Genomic DNA, 20,230 nt, shown 5'->3' with positions numbered 1-20,230 from the left:
TTGCCATCAGGGCTTTGGGCCGGATGCCCCCCTGCGCAGGTATTGACCTATGTCATACCCGGCGCAACCAGCTCAACGCGTGGGTGCCAGAACGCAAAAAACCGGCCCCTTACGGGACCGGCTTCTTTTGCAGCGTCACCTGCGACCGACGGAGGAGTCAAAACTCCGCCGGTTGGAATTGGTTAAAGTTTGCGGTTCGCAAAATCCGACGCCTTGTCGGCGGCGTCCTTGGCAGCCTGCTTGGCATCGCCGACGGCCTTCTGCGCGTGGCCCTTGCCTTCCTGGATCAGGCCTTCGCCCTGCAGGCGGTCAGAGCCGGTCGCTTCACCGATGCCCTGCTTGGCCTTGCCGATGGCTTCGTTTGCGGTTCCCTTGATCTTGTCTGCGGTGGCACCCATGGGATACTCCTGTCATGTAGCAGACGCAGTTCCGAGACCATTCTCGATACGCGCTGCTTGAGCTTCGCAGAGACAATTGCCAGCTCAATTGAATGTTCCTCACTCCCGGGGGCGTGATGCCGCATGCGGTGGCAGCATTTCTTCGGAACCCAAGAAGGCATTGAAATGTCCGGTCACGGCCACGATCACACTCATCCGCACGATCACGCGCATGATCATTCTCACGACCATGATCCAGATCGCTGGAAGCACGACGGCATTCGCGTCATTCCCGCCGACAATCTCGATACCAACGTGCCATCGACCAAAGGCATGGACCGCGCGGCCGCGATCAATTTCGCGCGCGTCGGTGCGCAGAAGCTCTGGGCCGGCACCGTGTCGATCCAGCCGGATGCCAAGACTGGAGCGCATCATCACGGCCATCTCGAAAGCGTCATCTATGTGGTGAAGGGCAAGGCGCGGATGCGCTGGGGCGATCGCCTGCAGTTTACCGCGGAGGCCGGTCCTGGCGATTTCATCTTCGTGCCGCCTTACGTGCCGCATCAGGAGATCAATGCCAGCGCTGACGAAGTGCTGGAATGCGTGCTGGTGCGCAGCGACGGCGAAGCGGTCGCCATCAATATCGATATCGAGCCGGTGGAGAAGCCGGAGACGGTGTTGTGGGTCGATCCTACGCATCCCGATGGGGCGGTGAAGAAATAGTTATTTTACCTCGCCCCGCTTGCGGGGAGAGGTCGCTTTCCACATGCGCAGCATATGGAAAGCGGGTGAGGGGGAGTCAGTGTTTCACTCGCTGACTCCCCCTCACCCGTCGCGACAAGCTTCGCTTGCCGCGCCACCCTCTCCCCGCAAGCGGGGCGAGGGAAGAAGGCTATTTGATCTCGGGCAGTCCCGGCGAAAACGCCAGCGCGCTCTCGATCCATTTTGCCACGCGCAGTGTGCGCAGATCGTTCAGATAGGGGCCGACCACCTGCAGGCCGAGCGGCAGATGGTTCTTGCCGAACCCGGCCGGCAGCGACAGCGCGGGCACGCCGATCAGGGTCCATGGCGCGCAATATTCGGCATCGCCGGTATAGCTCAGCCCTTCCGGTGCTTCGCCATAGGCCGGCAGCGTCAGCACCGCATCGTAATTCGTCATCTGCGCGGTGAAGTCCGCGCGCAGCTTTGTCTGCAACGCCTTGGCCTTGAGATAGGCTGCCGCGCTGATGGCGCTGCCGGTTTCCACCAGTTTCTTCAGGTGATCGCTGGTCTTGTCAGGATAGCGTGCGACGAGATCGCCAAAGATCACCGCCCCTTCGGCGGCCAGAATGATGTTGATCGCGTCCCAGTTGCTGCGATCCAGTTCGGGCAGTTCAAGTTCCTCGATCGACGCGCCGGCGCTGCGCAGTCGCGCGACAGAGGCCTCGAACACCTGTTGCTGTTCGCTCTCGGCCTTGGCGAATTTGGCAAAGCGCACCACTGCGAGACGTGGTGACGGCAGCGGCGGTACACCGCGCTCGACGGAGATTTCGAAACCCGGCACCGACGCGCCATGCGGATCGCTGTCGCTGGTGCCTGCGATCAGTGACAGCGCATAGGCGACGTCATCGACCTTGCGCGCGAAGAAGCCGATGTGGTCGAGCGACTGGCTGAGGTGGTGCGCGCCGCTGCGGGGGATAGCGCCGAAGCTCGGCTTGAAGCCGACGACGCCATTGAAGGCGGCGGGGCGGACGATGGAGCCCAGCGTCTGCGTGCCCAGCGCCAGTGGCACGATACCGGCAGCGACGGAGGCTGCGGAGCCGGAGGACGAACCGCCCGGCGTGTGCTTGCTGTTCCATGGATTGGTGGTCGGGCCGGGATGGCGCCAGGCGAATTCGGTGGAGACGGTCTTGCCGAAGATGGTGGCGCCGAGATTGCGCAGACGTTCGACGACCCATGCATCGGCCGATGGCACGTAATCGGCATAAACGGCCGAGCCATTGGTGGTCGGCATGTCGGTGGTGGCGATGATATCCTTGACGGCGACGGGAATGCCGGAGAGCGGCCCTGGCTTGCGCACAGTGTCGGTGGGGAGGACCTCAAAGGCCTTCAGCATGGGCTCGGCAGCCTTGGCCTGTGCGAGCCGCTCCGATGCGTAGTGATCTGCCGCAGATGTGTTGCCCTTGAACAGCCGCAGCAGGTCCAGAACCCCCGCGCCAGATGTTGCAGTGCGCGCGGTTGCATTCGTCATGTCGTTTCGTCCTGAACGTTTCTTCTGGGATCGAGAGAGGCGCGCAACCGCGAGGCTGCGCGCCTTCGATATTACTTCATCGCCAATGCGGGCTCGATATATTTCTTCACGACAAACTTGTCATAGTCAGGCTGGGCCGCGAGATTGCCGAGCGCGATCTGGGTGTCCATAGAGATCTTCAGCGAGGGTGCAGAAATATCGACGCTGTCCGGATAGACGCCGTCGGCCAGCATACGCTTGACGGCGGATTCGATCACGGCCGGATCCAGCGTTGGAAATTCCTTCTGCGCAATGGCCACGGTCTTGGCAGGATCTTTCTTCATGAAGCGCATCGCCATTTCCATACCGTTGGTGACGCGCTGCGCCAGATCCGGATTGACGTCATTGCGCGCGGTCACCGACGAAAATGCATAGGCGCCGTAGCTCTTCGGGAAGCCGTAGACCACCTTCATGCCCTTGGCGACGACCTGATCGAGGCCGGGTTCATACATTACGGCGACGTCAGCCTGCTTGGCGAGGAACGGACCCGGTTCGCTGCCGATTGCGACTGGGATCATCTCCACATCGGTCTTGCCGTCCATGCCGTTCTCCTTCAGCAGCTTCAGGAACAGCGAGGTGCTGGTGGTCGGCATGGTGCCGACGACCACTTTCTGGCCTTTCAGGCTCTTGACGTCAGTGAACTTGAAATCCGGCGCGGTCGCGATCCACACGGCGGCGCCGTTGACCACATTGGCGATGATGCCGACCGGCGCGCCCTTGGAGGCCGCAATGGCTGTCCATTCCGGGCCATGGATCGAGAACTGTGCGCTGCCGGAGATCACCGCCGAGAGTGCGACCGTGGGCGAGCCTGCGGTTTCCTTGGTGAGGTCGAGGCCCTGCGCGGTGAAGAAGCCTTCGTTGATGGCTACATAGAGCGGCAAATACAGCATCGACTGGAAGGCCTGCGACAACACCACCTTCTTGTTCTGCGCCATCGCTGGCGTGGCGAGCAAGACTCCAGCCAGCGCGACCGCGCCGGTGATACGCTTCAACAATGACATAGAACGTCTCCGTTATGGTGGAAAGGGGGGATTAAACCTGGACCTGATGCGAGGTGGTCGCCTGCTTCCACGGCAGCGAAGTGCGCTCGATGATGTCGATGACGTAATAGAGCACGAAGCCGAGGATCATCAGCGTGAATAGCCCAACCCAGACCGAATTTAGGTCATACAGGCTGGAGGCGAGGAAGATCATGTGGCCGAGGCCGCGCTGCGACGAGATGAATTCGCCGACCACGGCCCCGACCAGGCCGAAACCGATATTGATGCGGAAGGTGGCGATAATCGACGGCAGTGTGGATGGCACCACAGCCTTCCAGAACACCTGATGCTTGTCGGCGCCCATGGAGATCATCAGCGACTGCAGATCGACGTCGGCATCCTTGGCCGCCTGATAAGCGGCGATCAGCGCTACCAGTGCAGTGAGTGAAACGGCGAGTGCGACCTTCGAGATCAGGCCGGTGCCGAACCACAGCACCACGATGGGCGCGAGCGCGATCTTCGGCACGGAATTGATGGCAACGATGAAGGGCTCGACCAGCTTCGCGACGAACACCGAATACCACAGCGCCAGACCGAACAGCGATCCGAAGATGGTGCCGATGATGAAGCCCAAAATGGCCTCGAACAGCGTGTACCAGGAATCCGACAGCAGTTCGCCGCTCAGGACCAGCTTGTAGAACGTGGCGAAGATGCCAGATGGCGACCCCATCAAAAATGCCGAGATATAGCCGGCATGCACGCCGGCCTCCCATAGCGCGAAGAACACTGCGACGGCGAGCAGCTGCAACACCGCGCGGCCGAGCGTCGTGTCGAAGGTCGATCGCTTCTTGCGGGACTTGCGCGGTGCGGTCTTCTTGCGCGCGGATGTGCCGGACATCACGAGGCTCATGATGTTGTCTCCGTCTGGATATCGAGTTCGGCGCAAAGCGTCTTGAAATAAGTCGAGAATTTCACGTCGTTGCGCGCGGTGATGGGTGAGGTTGCCTCGATGTCGATCTCATGCACGACCTTCACCCGTGCCGGGCGGCCGGACAGCACGACGACGCGCTTCGACAGCGCGACCGCCTCGTCGATGTCATGGGTCACGAGGATGACCGTCTTGTTGAATTTCTGGACCGCATCCTTGAGCACGCCTTCGAGATACAGCCGCGTCTGATAATCCAGCGCCGAGAATGGCTCGTCGAGCAGCAGGATGTCGGGATCCATGATCAGCGTACGGATCAGCGCCACGCGCTGGCGCATTCCACCGGACAGGGTCTTGGGATAGGCGTTCTCGAAGCCGGCGAGGCCGAACTGCTTGAGATACTCGCGCGCTTTCTCCTCGGCCTCCTTCTGGTCGACGCCGCGAGTCTCCAGCCCGAGCAGTACATTGCCCATCACCGTGCGCCACGGAAACAGCAGGTCTTTCTGCATCATGTAGCCGACGCGGCCGCGCAGGCTTTCGATTTCCTTGCCGCGATAGGTGATAGTGCCGCCATCGGGCTCCAGCAGGCCGGCGATGATGTTGAAGATGGTCGTCTTGCCGCAGCCGCTGGGGCCAATAATGCTGACGAAATCGCGCTCGTTGATGGTGAAGGAGAGGTCGTCGAGCACATTGACGTCGCCGCCCTTGCCGGCAAACGACTTGCTGATGTTCTGGATGGTGAGCTGAACTTGTTTCGGCGGCATGATGCGGTTTCCTGGGTACCGCACATACGCAAGCTGCGTGCCATCTTGGACGCGAAAAAGCCTCAAGCAATCGCGCAGGTTTTCTGCGGATAGCTTGAGGCTTGAAGTGTTTTGCCCCGGCTTTGGGCAGGCTGGAATTATTCTCGGCGATAAATTGAGCAGGCACGCCGAAGTGCATTTTTGGCGAACAGTTCGCGCATCAACCCGTGACGGCCATCACCGCTTCCCTGATCTTGGCCAGCGCGTAATTGCCGACCATGGCGGCATCCACATGCGGCAGGTTCGGGATCTCGTCGGCCGCCACTACGCAATCGACGATGGCGGGCCCGTCACAGGCCAGCGCGTCGGCGATGGCCTTCTTCAGATCACCAGGCTGCTTGGCCGTAAAGCCTTGCGCGCCGCAGGCGCGTGCCAGTGCCGCGAAATCGGGATTGGGGAATTCGATGGCCTCGCGGAACGGCGCCAGGCCAATGCTTTCGGCTTCCAGCGTGATCAGGCCCAGGGCGGAGTTGTTATAGACGATGACCTTGATGGGCAGCTTGTGCTGCACAGCCGTCATGAATTCGCCCATCAGCATGTTGAAGCCGCCGTCGCCGGTGAGCACGATCACCTGCTTGCTGCGATCGAGGATCTGCACGCCGTTGCCCTGGCCGACGGACGTGCCGACCGCGGCATTGTTGAACGAGCCGATGATGCGCTGGGTGCCGTTCTGGCGGATCCAGTTGGCCGACCACAGCGTGTTCAGACCGGTGTCGAACACGAAGATTGCATCGGGCCGTGCCAGATCGCTGGCGATGCGCGCGACGGCCTGCGGGTGGATATTGTTCTTGCTGCGCGCAGGATCGGCCTGCTTGTCGAGCATCTCATCCCACTTCTTGCGGGCGTGACTGGTCGTCTCGAAGAACTCGCCGTCGGTCTTGGTCTGCACCCTGTCCAGCAGCATCTTCAGCGCTGGCCGTGCCGAGCCGATGACGCCGAGGCTCGTCGGTGTGCGCCTGCCGAGCGCTTCGGCGCGCACATCGATCTGGATGACATTGCCCTTGCGGGGCAGGAAATTCGAATAAGGATAGTCAGTCCCGATCATCACCAGCAGGTCGCAATCATGTACGGCATTGTAGACGGCTTTGGTGCCGATCATGCCGAGCCCGCCCATCCAGCGTGGATCGTCAAACGCCATGATCTCCTTGCCGCGCACCGAATGCACCAGTGGCGCCTTCAGCTTGTCGCTGAGCGCGCGCAGGAGTTCGGCGGTGCCGAGTGCGCCATGGCCGCACATGAGGACAACGCTGCCGGCCTCGTCGATGCGGCGGGCGGCTTCCTGTATGGCGGCATCATTCGGCAGGATCTCGCCGCGTGGCACCAGCGTGGCAAGGCTCGCTGTCGCCCCTTCGGCTTTCGACGACAGTACGTCGACAGGCAGCGTCAGATGCGCGACGCCAGGCCCTGCATAGGCGGTGGAGATGGCCTGATGGATCACACCGGGCGCCTGCGCGGCGGTGGTGATGGTCTGGGTGTAGAGTGCGACGTCGCGAAACAGCAGGTCCGGCTCGGTGGTCTGGAAGAAGTCGACGCCTTTGGCTGCCCGCGCCATTTCGCCCGAGAGTGCCAGCACCGGGGCGTGATCGCGCGCCGCTTCATAGAGACCGGCGACGAGATGCGTGCTGCCGGGCCCGGTGGAGCCGGCGCAAACGCCGAGCTTGCCGGTGAGCTTGGCCTGGCCTGCGGCGGCCAGCGCCGCGCCTTCCTCATGCCGTACCCCGACCCACTCGATCTTGCTGCGCCGGACCGAGTCCGCCAGCGGATTAAGCGAGTCGGCGATCAAGCCGAAAATCTGCTGTACGCCAATCGTCTCAAGAACATGGACAATCTCATCCGCGACAGTTTTCGACATTGGGGGCTCCGATTTCTAGAATTGGCTCTCCGCCGGGAGGCGGGCTGATGCAGCAATGCGGTCGGTCCAATTGTGATTGGAGCCGAATGGTCGCACTGCAGCAATAGCTGAACCGCGAAACGGTTTCATGATGGTCAATTATGTTTGCGCAATGCTTGGAGAAATGCGCGATGTGTTGAACGTTTGTTACGTGTATCGGAAGATCGGATCGTCATAGGCGATGGCCGGAAATATGTTCTTGTCGCTCCAGTAGTCCTGGTTGTGCTGCCACTCCTGCTTGTCGCCGCGCTTCGGCAACAGGTGCATGCCGCGCATGATGTAGCCGGGATTGAAGTCCTCCGGATCGATCCAGGGCAGTAGCGGCATGTCGCGGTCTTCGGGCCGCAGCATCGGCGTCACTGTGGTCGTGCCGGTCTCTTCCATGTGCTTCAGCAGCCCGCAGACGAAGTCGGCGACGAGATCGACACGCAATGTCCAGCTGGCACGGAGATAGCCGAAGATCCACACCATGTTCGGCACGCCGGTGAACATCATGCCGCGATAGGTCACAGTGTCGGAGAAATTCAGCGGTGCGTCATCGATGGAGAAGGCGATATCGCCGAGCATGTTGAGATTGAAGCCGGTGGCGGTGACGGCCACGTCGGCGTCGATCGTCTTGCCGGATTTCAGCGTGATGCCGTATTCCGTGAAGGTCTCGATCTCGTCGGTGACGACACTCGCCTTGCCGGCCTTGATGCTCTGGAACAGGTCGCCATCCGGAATGAAGGCGATACGCTGCCGCCATGGTCGGTAGCGCGGCGTGAAATGGGTGGCGATGTCGTAGTCCTTGCCGAGATAGGCCTGTACGCCCTTCAGCAGTTCCTCTTTCACCACCTCCGGTTCGCTGTTCGTCCGCTTGGTGAAGGCCTGCTGATCGAACAGGATCTTGCGGCGGACGATCTCGTGGACCCATTCTTCGTCGACATCCAGCTCGCGCAGCGTCTCCGCCAGCGCGTTGGCATTACGGCCGGTGATGAAGAAGGTCGGCGAGCGCTGCAGCATGGTGACTTCAGCGCATTTATCGGCGATGGCCGGCACCAGAGTCGCGGCAGTCGCGCCGGAGCCGATCACGACAACCTTCTTGCCGGTGACGTCGAGATCTTCCGGCCAGGTCTGCGGATGCACCAGGCGGCCCTTGAACCGGCCCATGCCCGGCCATTGCGGCGTGTAGCCCTGATTGTGGTTGTAATAGCCCTGACACATCCAGAGAAAACGCGTGGTGAAGTTCAGCGTCTCGCCGGTGTCGTGACGGATGACGGTGAGCGTCCAGAGCCTGTCGGCATTCGACCAGTTGGCAGACAATATCTTGTGGCGATAGCGGATATGCGTGTCGAGGCCGTTCTCGGCGATCACGTCCCCCATATAGCGCAGGATTTCCGCAGCGGTGGCGATGGGCGCCGATGTCCAGGGCTTGAAGCGATAGCCGAACGTATGCAGGTCACTGTCGGAGCGGATGCCGGGATAGCGATGGGTGTGCCAGGTGCCGCCGAAACTGTCCTGGGTTTCCAGAACCAGAAAACGCGTGTCCGGATTTTGCTTGGTGAGGTGATAAGCGGCGCCGATGCCGGAGATCCCGGCGCCGACGACGATGACATCGACATGTTCGGGGGAGTTTTCGACGGATGGATCTGTGGCGATCTTTCGCTGGACGTTCATGGGCTCCCGATCTTTTTTGGCTCTCGCGCTTGGTGCGCGGATGCTTTTATGCGGCGATCCCCGGTTTAAGGCCGGAGATCGCCGCGATCGGTATCATTGACGATCGCAGGGAATGCGCAAGCGGGAATTGCGCTGGAGAGGCGTCAGCTTTCTGCTGCAGGGGCCGCCGCGGGTGACTGTGCGCGTCTCGAGAACAGGATGCGCTGATACAGCCAGCCGATGGCTACCAGCACGAGGCCGAGGCACATGAAGGACAGTGCGCGGTAGACGCCGGTGAGCGACGACATGTCGACCAGGAACGCCTTCAGCACCGTCAATGCGATCACCACGGCAGAGGCGAGCCGCGCGCGCTGAGAGTTGACGAGGATGCCGATGCCGAGCAGCACGACGCCAAAGCCGAGCCATGCGATCGACAACGTATATTGCTCGGCATCGGTGATCGCGGCGTTGTAGAAAATCGGGCCATGATAGATGCGGCGGATTTCCAGCGTCACATACATCAGGGCTAGCACCAGCGCGCCACCGGCGATGGTGTTGCCGTAGGCCGGCTTGCGACGGCCGGCGACGGCATAGGACAGCAGCAAAGCGAGCACCGCGGGGAGGGCATAGCCGAGCAGCAGCAGGTTGATGACCACGCCGCCCACATCGATGTGCCAGATGCCGGGATTGGTGAGGAACAGTAACCCGCCGAGACTTGCGACGCCGGCGAACAGCGTCAGCAACCCGGCACTGACGCTGTGCACGATGCTGCGGCTCCGCTCCCACAGGCGTTCCAACCCGATTGCCATGGCCAGCGCGACGCAGACCTGCAGCGCGACTTCGGTGAGGCTCGAGGAGGACCGATAGACATCGCCGCCATTCACGAAGTGGCGGATCTCCATAAAGGCCAGCAGCACCGTGAACAGGATCGCTGCGGACTCCACCATGCGCAGCGGTGCATCATCGCCGCGCCGGCGCATCAGGATGCTGGCGGCCCAGAACGAAGTAGCGGGCACGCCGTAACCCCATAGCAGCCAGTTGAAGATCGGCGTGGTGCCGACGAGATCTCCGACCACGCGCGGCTCCCATCCCATCCGGGCGACGACAATGCCGGCAAGGATGGCCGCGAGCCAGCGCAGGAACGGGATCGGCCGCTGCATGGAGATCCAGGCTGTGCCCAGCGCCATCAGCGACAGTGCGATGGTGAGCCAGCCTTTCTCCAGTGCAAAGGTCAGCCCCAGCGCCAGCGCACCGAGGGTACCGGTGGCGAACAGCGCCGTGGAGATCGCGAGGCCCGGACGTGGCTCGCGCTTGCCGAGTAGTTCGGTGGCGGCCGCGAAGGCTGCGCCGATGATCACGGCGAGAATGGCGAAGGGGATCGAGCGATCGAGATGCGCGATGCGGGCATAGAGCGCGATCAGCAGCGCCAGCGGCGTGAATACCGCGGCGCCCGACCAGATCACCGGAATAACGGCGCTAACGGATCGGCCCTGTGCGAGGAAGCCGAGCACGCCGAAGCCGAGGGCGAAAACCGCCGCGGAGGCGAGATGCAACGACACCGAGCTTTCCACCGGGCTGGCGCCGATGCCCGCCAGTGGCCCGCCGGGCAGCACCAGCATGTCGAGATTGCCCTGGATGGCCCATTCCAGGAAGACCACGGCGACGAAGCCTGCGGCCACGGCAACCGCCGCGGTGGCGGCTTGAGCGTACCAGGCGACGAACAGTGTGCCGGCGACGACGAGCGCGAATGTCACCATGGCCATGTCGGCATGAAAACTGGAAAGTACGACCAGCGTCGCGCTGAGCAAGCTCGCACTGAGTGCGCCCGATGAGATGCCTTCGATGCGGCCTTCTTCGGCCGGCGGACCATACAGGAAGCCGCAGACGACCAGCAGTGAGGCCAATATGAAGCCGGCCAGGACATGGAACGCATGGGGCGCGAGTGCCGGTGTGCCGGCGTCGAGGCCCGGCAGGGTCCACAGCGTCGCGAAGACGATGGTGGTCAGCGCCAACCAGCGCCACAGCCGGATACGCGCGAGGCTGAAGGCAGCCGCCATGACGATGGCGAGATAGATATACAGCGCCCAGTAGTCCGGCTTGCCGGACGACACCAAAACCGGCGTGACGAAGGCGGCGGCAATGCCGAGGCCCGCGAGCGCCGGGCCGTGCAGCAATGCCGCGGCCATGGTGCACATGGCGACGATGCCGAGCAGGGCGAAGGCCGTGCCGGGGACGAGGAAGTCGTACAGCGCATAGGCGGCGTAGACGGTGGCAAAGGCGACGGCAGTGCCGGCCGCTGTGAGGATCGCCGGAATATTGGCGATGGGCAGCGGTGCAATCGCAGACAGGCTTTCCTTGCGGCGCGCAAATTCGCCGACGGCAAGCAGTGCCAGGGCGAACAGGCCGCCGAGCAGCACGCGCACTTCGGGGCCGAGCAGGCCGGCCTCGATGGAATAGCGCACCATGAAGAAGCCGCCGAGCGCCAGCGTGAGGCCGCCGACCCAGACCACCCAGCGCGTGCCGATGCGTTCCTCGAAGCCGGGGCCAGCCGCAGGGGCTTCCACAGGCGCGGCGGGTTCGGGCGTAGTATGAGCAGGGACATCCGGCTGGATCGAGGGGGCAGCTTCGCGGGTCACCTCGGTTGGAGTCTCGGATACGGCAGGGGCGGATGCAATGTTCGGCGTGGTCGGTGTGAGGTCCGGCCTTGCGACGGCGGCCGGCATTGCCGCCACGCGCGGCAGCGCCTCATAGGCGTCGACCCGGGCGCGCAGCACCTTCACTTCATTGCGCGCCTTGCGCGCGAAGATGAAGGCAACGATGGCAATCACTAGCGTGACGAAACCGAAATCATCGAACATCGACTATCAAACCTTCAGGAAGCAGGGCACACGCCAATCATGCCCCGGAACGGCGCCCGGGGACATGGCCATCGGTATGTGTTGTCGTGGAGAACTTTAGTTCACGCGCCGCGCGTAATTGCTGGAATTAATCCAGATCGAGGCGAAACGGCTTGCCGATCACGGTCAGATTGCCGGGGCCCATCTCGTCGAGCGCGCGGACCATGCGGCCGCCGCGGCCCAGCGCCTTGTCGGCGAGAGTCACGAGCAGGCGGTTGGGGGAGGCGATCGGCGAGGCGGCGCGGATTCGCAGCGCGATGTCGCGCTCGTCGCGGTCCGGATTGAGCATGCAGGCGGCGGCAAAGGCGCTGGCGGTGGAACGCGAGATGCCGGCATAGCAATGGATCACCAGCGGCGAGGCGCGATCCCAGCCGCGGACGAAGTCCAGCACCTGCGTGATGTGACCTTCGTTGGGCGCGACAAAGCCGTCCATCACCTCGGTGATGTCGTCGACCTGCACCCTGAGATGATTGGCCTCGCTGATCGACGGCGGCCGCTGCACCTGCGCGACATTGGCCATGATGGTGAGCACGTGGCTCGCGGCCGTGTCCTTCACGGTGGGATGCAGATCGGCGAGCGAGCAGACGTGGATCATCGGGGAACCTTTTGTTGAGCGTCGTTATAACGCTCCGTTCTCTCCACGTCATGCCCGGGCATGACGGAGTTTAAATTACGCCAGCAGCGCCTCAAACCTTGCCAGAAACCGCTTCTCAGCCTTCCCCGCCGACCACGGCGTCAGGTAATCTTCCACCATAGCTTCCGAGAGGCCGGGATCCTTGCCGAACAGACGCTTTGCCTCGGCCTCCTTAAATCCCGCAAGCCGGGTTGCTTCCAGATAGGCGGCGCCCATATCGGCGGCCTTGATCTGTTTGGTGATCCCGGGCTCCAGCGCTGGCGGCAGGCCGAAGCGGATGTGGATGGCGCCGAGCAGGCGATTCTCGATCACCTTGTAATCGCCGCCGATCACCGCCTTGAACGGCGAGATCATGTCGCCGATGACATATTCCGGCGCGTCATGCAGCAGGGCTGCGAGCCGCACGCGCTCGTCGGCGCGCGGCATCTGCTCGCGCAACACGGCTTCGACCAGCAGCGTGTGCTGTGCTACCGAGAAAATATGCGCGCCGTGGGTCTGCCCGTTCCAGCGCGCGACGCGCGCGAGCCCGTGGGCAATATCGGCAATTTCGATATCCAGCGGCGAGGGATCGAGCAGATCAAGCCGCCGGCCCGACAGCATGCGTTGCCAGGCGCGGGTGGCGACGTCGCGGGAAAATCTTTGGTCGAATTTCGATTTGGCCATCGGTTCTTGGTCTTGAGTTTCTTGTTGCTACTTCGCCTTGAGGCGCGGCTTGCGCTTCAGGCCCATGCAGGCCTCGTGGCAAAAGCAGGTCACGAGATGATCGTTGACCATGCCTGTGGCCTCCATAAAGGCATAGACGATGGTCGGGCCGACGAATTTGAAGCCGCGCCCCTGCAGGTCTTTCGAGATATTGGCCGATAGCGGTGTCGAGGCCGGCACGCTGCCATGGGTCTTGAAATTGTTGACCAGCGGCTTGCCGTCGACGAAGTCCCACAGATATTTCGAGAAGCCGGCACCTTCTTCCATGATTTTCAGATAGCCCTTGGCGCTGAGGATCGCGCCTTCGATCTTGGCGCGGTTGCGCACGATGCCGGCATCGTTCATCAGCGCATGAACTTTCTTCTCGCTGTAGCGCGCGATTTTTTCCGGCTGAAAGTCATCGAATGCTTTGCGGAAATTGTCGCGCTTGCGCAGGATGGTGATCCAGGAGAGGCCGGCCTGGAAGCCATCGAGGATCAGCTTCTCGTAGAGCGCGCGGTCGTCATATTCCGGGACGCCCCATTCGGTGTCGTGATAGGCGACATAGAATGGATCTTCACCCGGCCACGGGCAGCGCGTCTTGCCGTCGTCATGCGTGATCGCGGGTTTGCTCATGCCGAGATCTTTTTCATGCGGGGGTCTTCTTCGTGGCCAGTGCGCGTACGGCAGCGGCGTCGGCGAGATGAATGGCGATGTCGCCGGCCAGGAAAGCGGCATCGGCATCGAGCGCATCACTGGCGCGGTCGGTGCGGATCATGGCGAGGCCACGGCCATCGGCAGACGAGCCCATGGTGCCGATCGGCTTGTCCGCGGCGCGGATTTCGGTGCCGGCGGCCGGCGCCGCGCCATCCAGCGTGACGCCGACGATGCGCGTGCGCGCGGTGCCGCGATGCTGCATGCGGGAGACGACCTCCTGGCCGATGTAACATCCCTTGTCGAAATCGACTCCGCCGAGCTTGTCCATATTGGCCTCATGCGGAAATGCGTCGCTATAGGCGAAATCAGCTCCGCCGCGTGGCACGCCGAGCCTGATGCGGTGCGCTTCATAGGCTGATGCATCGACCGGTTCGGCACCGACCAGCGCCGCCGTCTTTGCGGCGAGATCCGCCGGCACGAGGATGCGATAGCCGAGCTCCGCATTGCGCGGATCGGCGAAGGTCAGGTCCGGCTTCATGCCGGGCTCGCCATCCCAGACCGCAAGCACGCCGAACGCGTCGGAGAGATTCTCTACCGTCACCTTGGCGCGCAACTTGTAGAAGCCGAGCTTGGTGGCCAGCGGTTGTGCCAGTTCGCGCGGGCAGTCGATCAGGAGCCCGCCGCCATGGCCGGCCGGCGCTTGGGTGATGAGGAAGTCGGCGATGATCTTGCCCTGCGGCGTCAGCAGCGCGCCGAACCGGGCGATGCCAGGCGCCACCACCTCGATCTCGGAAGTCACGAGGTTGTTGAGGAAACCGCGGGCGTCGTCGCCGGCGATTTTCACCACACCCCGATCGGGGAGAAACGCTGCTTTCATTGGGAAAATCTCGAAAAATCCAATAAACGAGCCAGGAACCGAGGGTGAATCACGGCTGGCGGATATGACAGCTAAAGTTAAGCCGCTAAGATGCCGACAACAAGGCCCGCGCTCATCCTGCGCGCCATTCACAGGCTGTGACGAGACCAGATGACCCAGACATTCGATACGATTTTGAAGAACGGCACCGTCGTCAATCAGGACGGCGAGGGTGTGCGCGATATCGGCATTCGCAATGGCCGAATCGCGGCCATCGGATCGCTCGGTGCGGCCTCGGCCGCTGAAGTGATCGACTGCAAGGGGCTGCACATCCTGCCGGGCGTGATCGACACCCAGGTGCATTTCCGCGAGCCGGGCCTCGAACAGAAGGAAGACCTGGAGACCGGATCACGCAGCGCCGTGATGGGCGGCGTCACCGGCGTGTTCGAAATGCCGAATACCAATCCGCTGACCATCGACGAGGCGACCTTCACCGACAAGGTGAAGCGGGGTCATCATCGCATGCATTGCGATTACGCCTTCTTCATCGGCGGGACCCGCGAGAACGTGCAGGACCTGCCGGAGCTCGAACGCGCGCCCGGCTGCGCCGGCGTGAAAGTATTCATCGGCTCATCCACCGGCGCGCTGCTGGTCGAGGATGACGACAGCCTCCGCCGCATCTTCCAGGTCATCAAGCGCCGCGCCGCCTTCCACGCCGAAGACGAATATCGCCTCAACGAGCGCAAGAACCTGCGTATCGAAGGCGACACCCGTTCGCACCCGGTGTGGCGCGACGAGACTGCGGCGCTGATGGCGACGCAGCGGCTGGTCAACCTTGCGCGCGAGACCGGCAAGCGCATCCATGTTCTGCATATCTCGACGAAAGAAGAGATCGAATATTTGCGCGACCACAAGGACGTCGCGTCCTGCGAGGCGACGCCGCATCATCTGACCATGGCGGCGCCAGAATGCTACGAACGCCTCGGCACGCTGGCGCAGATGAACCCGCCGGTGCGCGATGCCAGCCATCGCGACGGCATCTGGAATGGCATCAGTCAGGGCATCATCGATGTGCTCGGCTCCGACCACGCGCCGCACACGCTCGAGGAAAAGAAGAAAATCTATCCGGCGTCGCCCTCGGGAATGACCGGCGTGCAGACGCTGGTGCCGATCATGCTGGATCACGTCAATGCCGGCCGCCTGTCGCTGGCACGCTTCGTCGATCTGTCGAGTGCAGGTCCCGCGCGGCTGTACAACATCGCCATGAAGGGCCGCATCGCGGCGGGCTATGACGCCGACTTCACCATCGTGGATCTGAAACGCACCGAGACCATCACCAATGACTGGGTAGCCTCGAAGGCCGGCTGGACGCCCTATGACGGTGTGAAAGTCACCGGCTGGCCCGTCGGCACCTTCGTGCGCGGCCGCCGCGTGATGTGGCAGGGCGAACTGGTCACGCCGTCGCAGGGCGAGACGGTGAAGTTCCTGGAGACGTTGAAGGCTTGAACTCTTCACCCTCCCCTAGTGGGGGAGGGTCGATGCGAGCGAAGCTCGCAGCGGGGTGGGGTGAAATCACGAGCGACGTAGTGTGTGGCCTCACCCCACCCCGTCTCGCATCCGCTTCGCGGATTGCTCACCGACCCTCCCCCCTTCAGGGGAGGGTAAGAAATCTTACTGCCGTGCCAGTGTCAGCGAGAACTCGCCATTGCGCACGCGGCCCGGAAGACCCTCGACAAACTTCGCCACGGCGTCTTCGCCATAGGTGCCGACGAGCTCGGCAAAGGCTGCGAACAGGCTGGCCTGCGCGAGGCAATCGCCATCGACGCCGTCATGCCGTGCTTCCGCCCAGGCTTCGTTGAGATAGCTCAGCGCGGCCTGCTTCTGTTCCTGATCCGGTAGCGGATCGCGGGCGGGGCGGTACGACAATGATTCGCTCATGAAATTCCCAAAACGGTCTTCGGTGCGCATCAAAGCGAAGCGCGCCTCGCAAGTTCGAATCGAGATTTACCACGCGGAGCAGGTTCCGCGAGCGACATCTTTAAGAAAGGTTAACGACAGTGACTCACATTGTCCGACATTATGTTAACAGCGGGAACCGGTCATCTTGACCGGTTGAGGAAGCCTATGGACGCAAACAGTTTTTCGTCTTTCGCGAGTCCCGGCGACGCTGCGCGCGCAGCAGAGTTGCGACGCGTCAAGGCGATTGCGGCGCTGGTGCTGGCGAGCTGTCTGGTCGTGTTTGTCGGTGCAAAAATCTTGCTGTCGATTCATCCCGCGTTCGGATTCGTTGCGGCCTTCGCGGAAGCGGCCACTATTGGCGGATTGGCGGACTGGTACGCCGTTGTCGCGCTGTTCCGTCGGCCGCTGGGCCTGCCGATTCCGCACACCGCGATCATCCAGGCGAATCAAAATCGCATTGCGGACAAGCTGGGTGAATTCATCGAGGTGCATTTCCTCGAAGCCGGGCCGGTCGAGGCCAAACTACGTGAGGTGGATTTTGCGAGTTTCGTTGCAGACTGGCTGAGCGATAAAAAGCGTAGCGCGGATCTCGCGCGTTTCTTGCTGCGGCTGCTGCCGGAGGCGATGTCGGCGACGGAAACGTCTGGTCTCAAAACCTTCATCACGCGCCGCGTGATGACTCAGCTGCAGTCAGTTGATCTCGCGCCCATCGCTGCCGGCACCATGCGCGGCTTCATTCGCGATGGTCGCCATCAGGGCCTGCTCGACAATCTGCTCGGCGCCATGCATGGCGCGCTGACCGAGCCGGACACGCTGGCTGTCATCAAGAACAAGATTCGCGACGAGCTGCCGACGTTGCTCAAACTCTATCGCGCCGATGCGTTCCTGCTGAAGCGCATCGTCGCGTCGGCCACGACCTTCTTTGACGATGTACGCAAGGATCCAGCGCATCCGTTCCGTGGTGAGTTCGACCGCATGCTGCTCTCCTTCGTCGATCGGCTGGAGACCGAGCCCGGCTTCACCGGCCGCATCGATGGGTTGAAGCGCGATCTGCTGGCGCGCCCCGAGCTTGCCGAACTTGGGCGTAATCTCTGGAACAATGCGCGCAGCTTCATCGAGCGCAGTGCATCAGGTGAAAGCAATGTACTGGCACATCATCTGGCCAATGTGTTCGTCGAGGCCGGTGCAGCGCTGCGCGCCGATGCCGAGATGCGCGGCGAGATCAACCAGGGCATCGTCGTGGTGCTGCGCACGTTCATCGCCGATCAGAAAAGCGGCGTGTCGAGTTTTATCGCCGATCAGGTGAAGGGCTGGGACATGCAGCAGCTGATCGGTGTCATCGAAGTCAATATAGGCCGCGATCTGCAATATATCCGCTTCAACGGTTCGCTGATCGGCGGCCTCGCTGGGCTGGCGCTCTACACGATCGAATATCTGTTGCGACTGCTGTGAGAGCAGTTCCGCATTGCGGAAGTGAGGCACCGGGGGGTATCGGGATGCGCTTGAACTGCCACAAACCCGACCTTAACTTGAGTGAACTGATAGTTGCTTCGGTGCGTTGTGTGATTCCCTCCCTGTGAGGCTGCTTTCAAATCAATCGATATGACCGGCCAACGCGCCGGCGAGAGGAAATCAGATGTCGGCTACGGCCCAGGCGCAGCGTCCCCCATCGAAAACCCTGATGTTTCTTGAAGGCCGTGCGGTTCACGAATTCGGCGCCTTTCTCGGCGCGCTGCCGCTGCTGAATCTCGCGCCGCGTGGCGATGGTCATCCGGTACTGGTACTGCCGGGCCTTGTGGCCTCGGATGTTTCGACAGGTCCGCTCCGCACCTTCCTCAAAGGCCGCGGCTATGCCGTCAGCGGCTGGAAGCAGGGCCGCAATCTCGGCCTGCGCGACGGTGTGCAGGGCAGCATGGTCGAATTGCTGAAAGAGATGAACGAGAACCACGGCCGCAAGGTGAGTCTGGTCGGCTGGAGTCTCGGCGGCCTTTACGCACGCCAGCTTGCCAAGATGATGCCGGACCGCGTCCGCTCGGTGATCACGCTGGGTAGCCCGTTTGCCGGCCATCCGAAATCCACCAATGCCTGGCGCGTCTATGAATTCGCCAGCGGCAAACGCGCCGATGACACCGACGACGATTTCGGTGGTTCGCTTGCCGATACGCCGCCGGTCCCGACCACCGCGATCTACAGCCGCACCGACGGCGTCTGTGCCTGGCAGGGCTGCATGGAGAAGTCATCGGCGATGTCGGAGAGCATCGAGGTCGAGAGCAGCCATTGCGGGATGGGGCATCACCCCGCCGTCGTCTATGCAGTGGCGGAGCGTCTCGCGCAAAAGGAAGGCGCGTGGGCACCGTTCGATCGCTCTGGCTGGCGCAGCCTGGTCTATCCGGACCCTAACAGGTAAAGGCGCGTCAGCGACACGCTCACTCTGCTGCTGTCGTCACGATCCTGATCTCAGATGTCAGTGTCCGGTGTACCGGGCACTTGTCAGCGATCTCCATGAGCTTTGCGCGCTGCTCGGCGTCGAGCTTGCCGTCGATCGTGATGACGCGCTCAATCTGGTCCAGCATGCCGTCCTTGGTCTCGCATTCCTCGCAATCCCTGGCGTAGATCTTCTTGTGGTTCAGCGTCACCGTAACGTGGTCCATCGGCAATGCCTTGCGCTCGGCATAGAGCCGCATGGTCATCGCGGTGCAGGCGCCGAGCGCGCTGAGCAGCAGATCATACGGACCGGGTCCGGTGTCCTCGCCGCCGGCCGCGATCGGCTCGTCGGCGAGTATCTGATGCGGGCCGACATTGATGACCTGCTGGAATTTGCTGGCGCGCGTCTCGCTCACCACCACCTTGCGCGGCTCATCGGGCGGGCTCGCTACGGGCGTGACGGCGACCGCATTGAGATAGCGCCCAGCCCAGGCGGCGATGACATCGGCGACATAGATCGCGTCATGCTTTTGCGTGAGCAGATGATCGGCGCCGGCCAGCGAGACGAAGCTCTTGGGATGTTTGGCAGCGACGAAAATCTTCGTGGCGTTGTCGATGCCCACGGTGTCGTCGGTGGGCGCATGCATGATCAGCAGCGCCTTGTGCAGCCTGGCGACCTTGGCCATCAGATTGTGCTCGGCGATATCGTCGAGGAATTCACGCTTGATGCTGAATGGCCGGCCGGCGAGCTTGACCTCGACCTCGCCTTTTTCTCGGATCGCGTCGACATGTTCGGCGAACATGTCGGTGACATGCGCGGGATCGGAGGGCGCCGCGATGGTGACAACGGCCTTGGCTTCCGGCACCTGTTCAGCGGCGGCGAGGATCGCTGCGCCGCCGAGGCTGTGGCCGATCAGGATTGCCGGTGCCTGGCGTATTTCCCGCAAATGGTCCGCGGCCTTTACGAGATCGGCGACATTCGACGAGAACGTGCTATTGGCGAAATCGCCATCGCTGGAGCCGAGGCCAGTGAAGTCGAAGCGCAGCACGGCGATGCCCTTGAGCGTCAGCGCCGCAGAGATACGCCGCGCCGCGAGCACGTCCTTGCCGCAAGTGAAGCAATGCGCGAACAGCGCATATGCATGGACATCGCCATCGGGCAGGTCCAGCGCCGCCGCCAGCATATGGCCGGCCGCGCCGGGGAATTGAAAGCGTTCAGTTGGCACGGTGGGCTCCTGTCGT

Annotated in this window: 18 protein-coding genes; 4 read left to right on the top strand and 14 right to left on the bottom strand. The window is 62.5% G+C overall.

Translation table 11 applies throughout. The features are described from left to right. Positions 1-182: 182 nt before the first annotated feature. Positions 183-398 carry a CsbD family protein gene (locus AB7813_RS16170; protein ID WP_089265843.1) on the bottom strand — a complete coding sequence of 72 codons (216 nt, stop codon included), beginning with the start codon at positions 396-398 and terminating at the stop codon, positions 183-185. Between the two features lie 165 nt (positions 399-563). On the opposite strand from AB7813_RS16170, the gene AB7813_RS16165 reads away from it, so the two are divergent. Further along, entirely contained in the window at positions 564-1,100 is a 537-nt protein-coding gene (locus AB7813_RS16165) for a cupin domain-containing protein (RefSeq protein WP_089266238.1), read from the top strand. A 169-nt stretch (positions 1,101-1,269) separates the two neighbouring features. Here AB7813_RS16165 and AB7813_RS16160 read toward each other — a convergent pair whose 3' ends face one another. The 11 genes from AB7813_RS16160 to ygfZ form a co-directional block, all read right to left on the bottom strand. Next, entirely contained in the window at positions 1,270-2,607 is a 1,338-nt protein-coding gene (locus AB7813_RS16160) for an amidase (RefSeq protein WP_439084005.1), read from the bottom strand. A gap of 71 nt (positions 2,608-2,678) precedes the next feature. Then, on the bottom strand, positions 2,679-3,647 hold the full coding sequence (locus AB7813_RS16155) for an ABC transporter substrate-binding protein (protein ID WP_120287165.1): 969 nt from the start codon (positions 3,645-3,647) through the stop codon (positions 2,679-2,681). Positions 3,648-3,678: 31 nt separating this feature from the next. Next, positions 3,679-4,536: an ABC transporter permease gene (locus AB7813_RS16150; protein ID WP_439084007.1), complete on the bottom strand. Its 858-nt coding sequence runs from the start codon at positions 4,534-4,536 to the stop codon at positions 3,679-3,681. Then, entirely contained in the window at positions 4,533-5,315 is a 783-nt protein-coding gene (locus tag AB7813_RS16145) for an ABC transporter ATP-binding protein (protein WP_439074761.1), read from the bottom strand. Before AB7813_RS16145 ends, AB7813_RS16150 begins: the two co-directional genes overlap by 4 nt. Before the next feature lie 199 nt (positions 5,316-5,514). Next, on the bottom strand, positions 5,515-7,206 hold the full coding sequence (locus AB7813_RS16140) for a thiamine pyrophosphate-dependent enzyme (RefSeq protein ID WP_439084009.1): 1,692 nt from the start codon (positions 7,204-7,206) through the stop codon (positions 5,515-5,517). Positions 7,207-7,392: 186 nt separating this feature from the next. Further along, complete coding sequence (locus AB7813_RS16135; protein ID WP_439065048.1) at positions 7,393-8,901, bottom strand: flavin-containing monooxygenase; 1,509 nt, start codon at positions 8,899-8,901, stop codon at positions 7,393-7,395. A gap of 143 nt (positions 8,902-9,044) precedes the next feature. Next, positions 9,045-11,738 carry a DUF2339 domain-containing protein gene (locus AB7813_RS16130; RefSeq protein WP_439065047.1) on the bottom strand — a complete coding sequence of 898 codons (2,694 nt, stop codon included), beginning with the start codon at positions 11,736-11,738 and terminating at the stop codon, positions 9,045-9,047. Between the two features lie 127 nt (positions 11,739-11,865). Beyond that, the gene (locus AB7813_RS16125; protein ID WP_231079197.1) at positions 11,866-12,372 is read right to left on the bottom strand and encodes a tyrosine phosphatase family protein; all 507 of its coding nucleotides are present in this window, start codon (positions 12,370-12,372) and stop codon (positions 11,866-11,868) included. A 75-nt stretch (positions 12,373-12,447) separates the two neighbouring features. Continuing rightward, positions 12,448-13,074, bottom strand: a complete 627-nt coding sequence (locus tag AB7813_RS16120; RefSeq protein ID WP_439065046.1) for a YfbR-like 5'-deoxynucleotidase — start codon at positions 13,072-13,074, stop codon at positions 12,448-12,450. A 27-nt stretch (positions 13,075-13,101) separates the two neighbouring features. Further along, on the bottom strand, positions 13,102-13,728 hold the full coding sequence (locus AB7813_RS16115) for a DNA-3-methyladenine glycosylase I (RefSeq protein WP_439065045.1): 627 nt from the start codon (positions 13,726-13,728) through the stop codon (positions 13,102-13,104). Positions 13,729-13,741: 13 nt separating this feature from the next. Further along, positions 13,742-14,626: a CAF17-like 4Fe-4S cluster assembly/insertion protein YgfZ gene (ygfZ, locus tag AB7813_RS16110; RefSeq protein WP_439084011.1), complete on the bottom strand. Its 885-nt coding sequence runs from the start codon at positions 14,624-14,626 to the stop codon at positions 13,742-13,744. 150 nt (positions 14,627-14,776) lie between these two features. On the opposite strand from ygfZ, the gene AB7813_RS16105 reads away from it, so the two are divergent. After that, entirely contained in the window at positions 14,777-16,111 is a 1,335-nt protein-coding gene (locus AB7813_RS16105) for a dihydroorotase (protein ID WP_439065043.1), read from the top strand. A 165-nt stretch (positions 16,112-16,276) separates the two neighbouring features. Here AB7813_RS16105 and AB7813_RS16100 read toward each other — a convergent pair whose 3' ends face one another. Further along, on the bottom strand, positions 16,277-16,543 hold the full coding sequence (locus AB7813_RS16100) for a hypothetical protein (protein WP_068730348.1): 267 nt from the start codon (positions 16,541-16,543) through the stop codon (positions 16,277-16,279). Between the two features lie 186 nt (positions 16,544-16,729). On the opposite strand from AB7813_RS16100, the gene AB7813_RS16095 reads away from it, so the two are divergent. Both AB7813_RS16095 and AB7813_RS16090 read left to right on the top strand, forming a co-directional pair. Further along, a complete protein-coding gene (locus tag AB7813_RS16095) occupies positions 16,730-18,016 on the top strand; it encodes a DUF445 domain-containing protein (RefSeq protein WP_184512030.1) in 1,287 nt (428 codons plus the stop codon). Between the two features lie 184 nt (positions 18,017-18,200). After that, on the top strand, positions 18,201-18,971 hold the full coding sequence (locus tag AB7813_RS16090) for an esterase/lipase family protein (protein ID WP_320445522.1): 771 nt from the start codon (positions 18,201-18,203) through the stop codon (positions 18,969-18,971). A gap of 19 nt (positions 18,972-18,990) precedes the next feature. Here AB7813_RS16090 and AB7813_RS16085 read toward each other — a convergent pair whose 3' ends face one another. After that, on the bottom strand, positions 18,991-20,214 hold the full coding sequence (locus AB7813_RS16085) for a bifunctional alpha/beta hydrolase/OsmC family protein (protein WP_439065042.1): 1,224 nt from the start codon (positions 20,212-20,214) through the stop codon (positions 18,991-18,993). Between the last annotated feature and the right edge of the window lie 16 nt (positions 20,215-20,230).

This window comes from Tardiphaga sp. 20_F10_N6_6, assembly GCF_052076045.1.
GTDB lineage: Bacteria > Pseudomonadota > Alphaproteobacteria > Rhizobiales > Xanthobacteraceae > Tardiphaga > Tardiphaga robiniae.
This window is presented reverse-complemented; position numbering and strand designations above follow the sequence as displayed.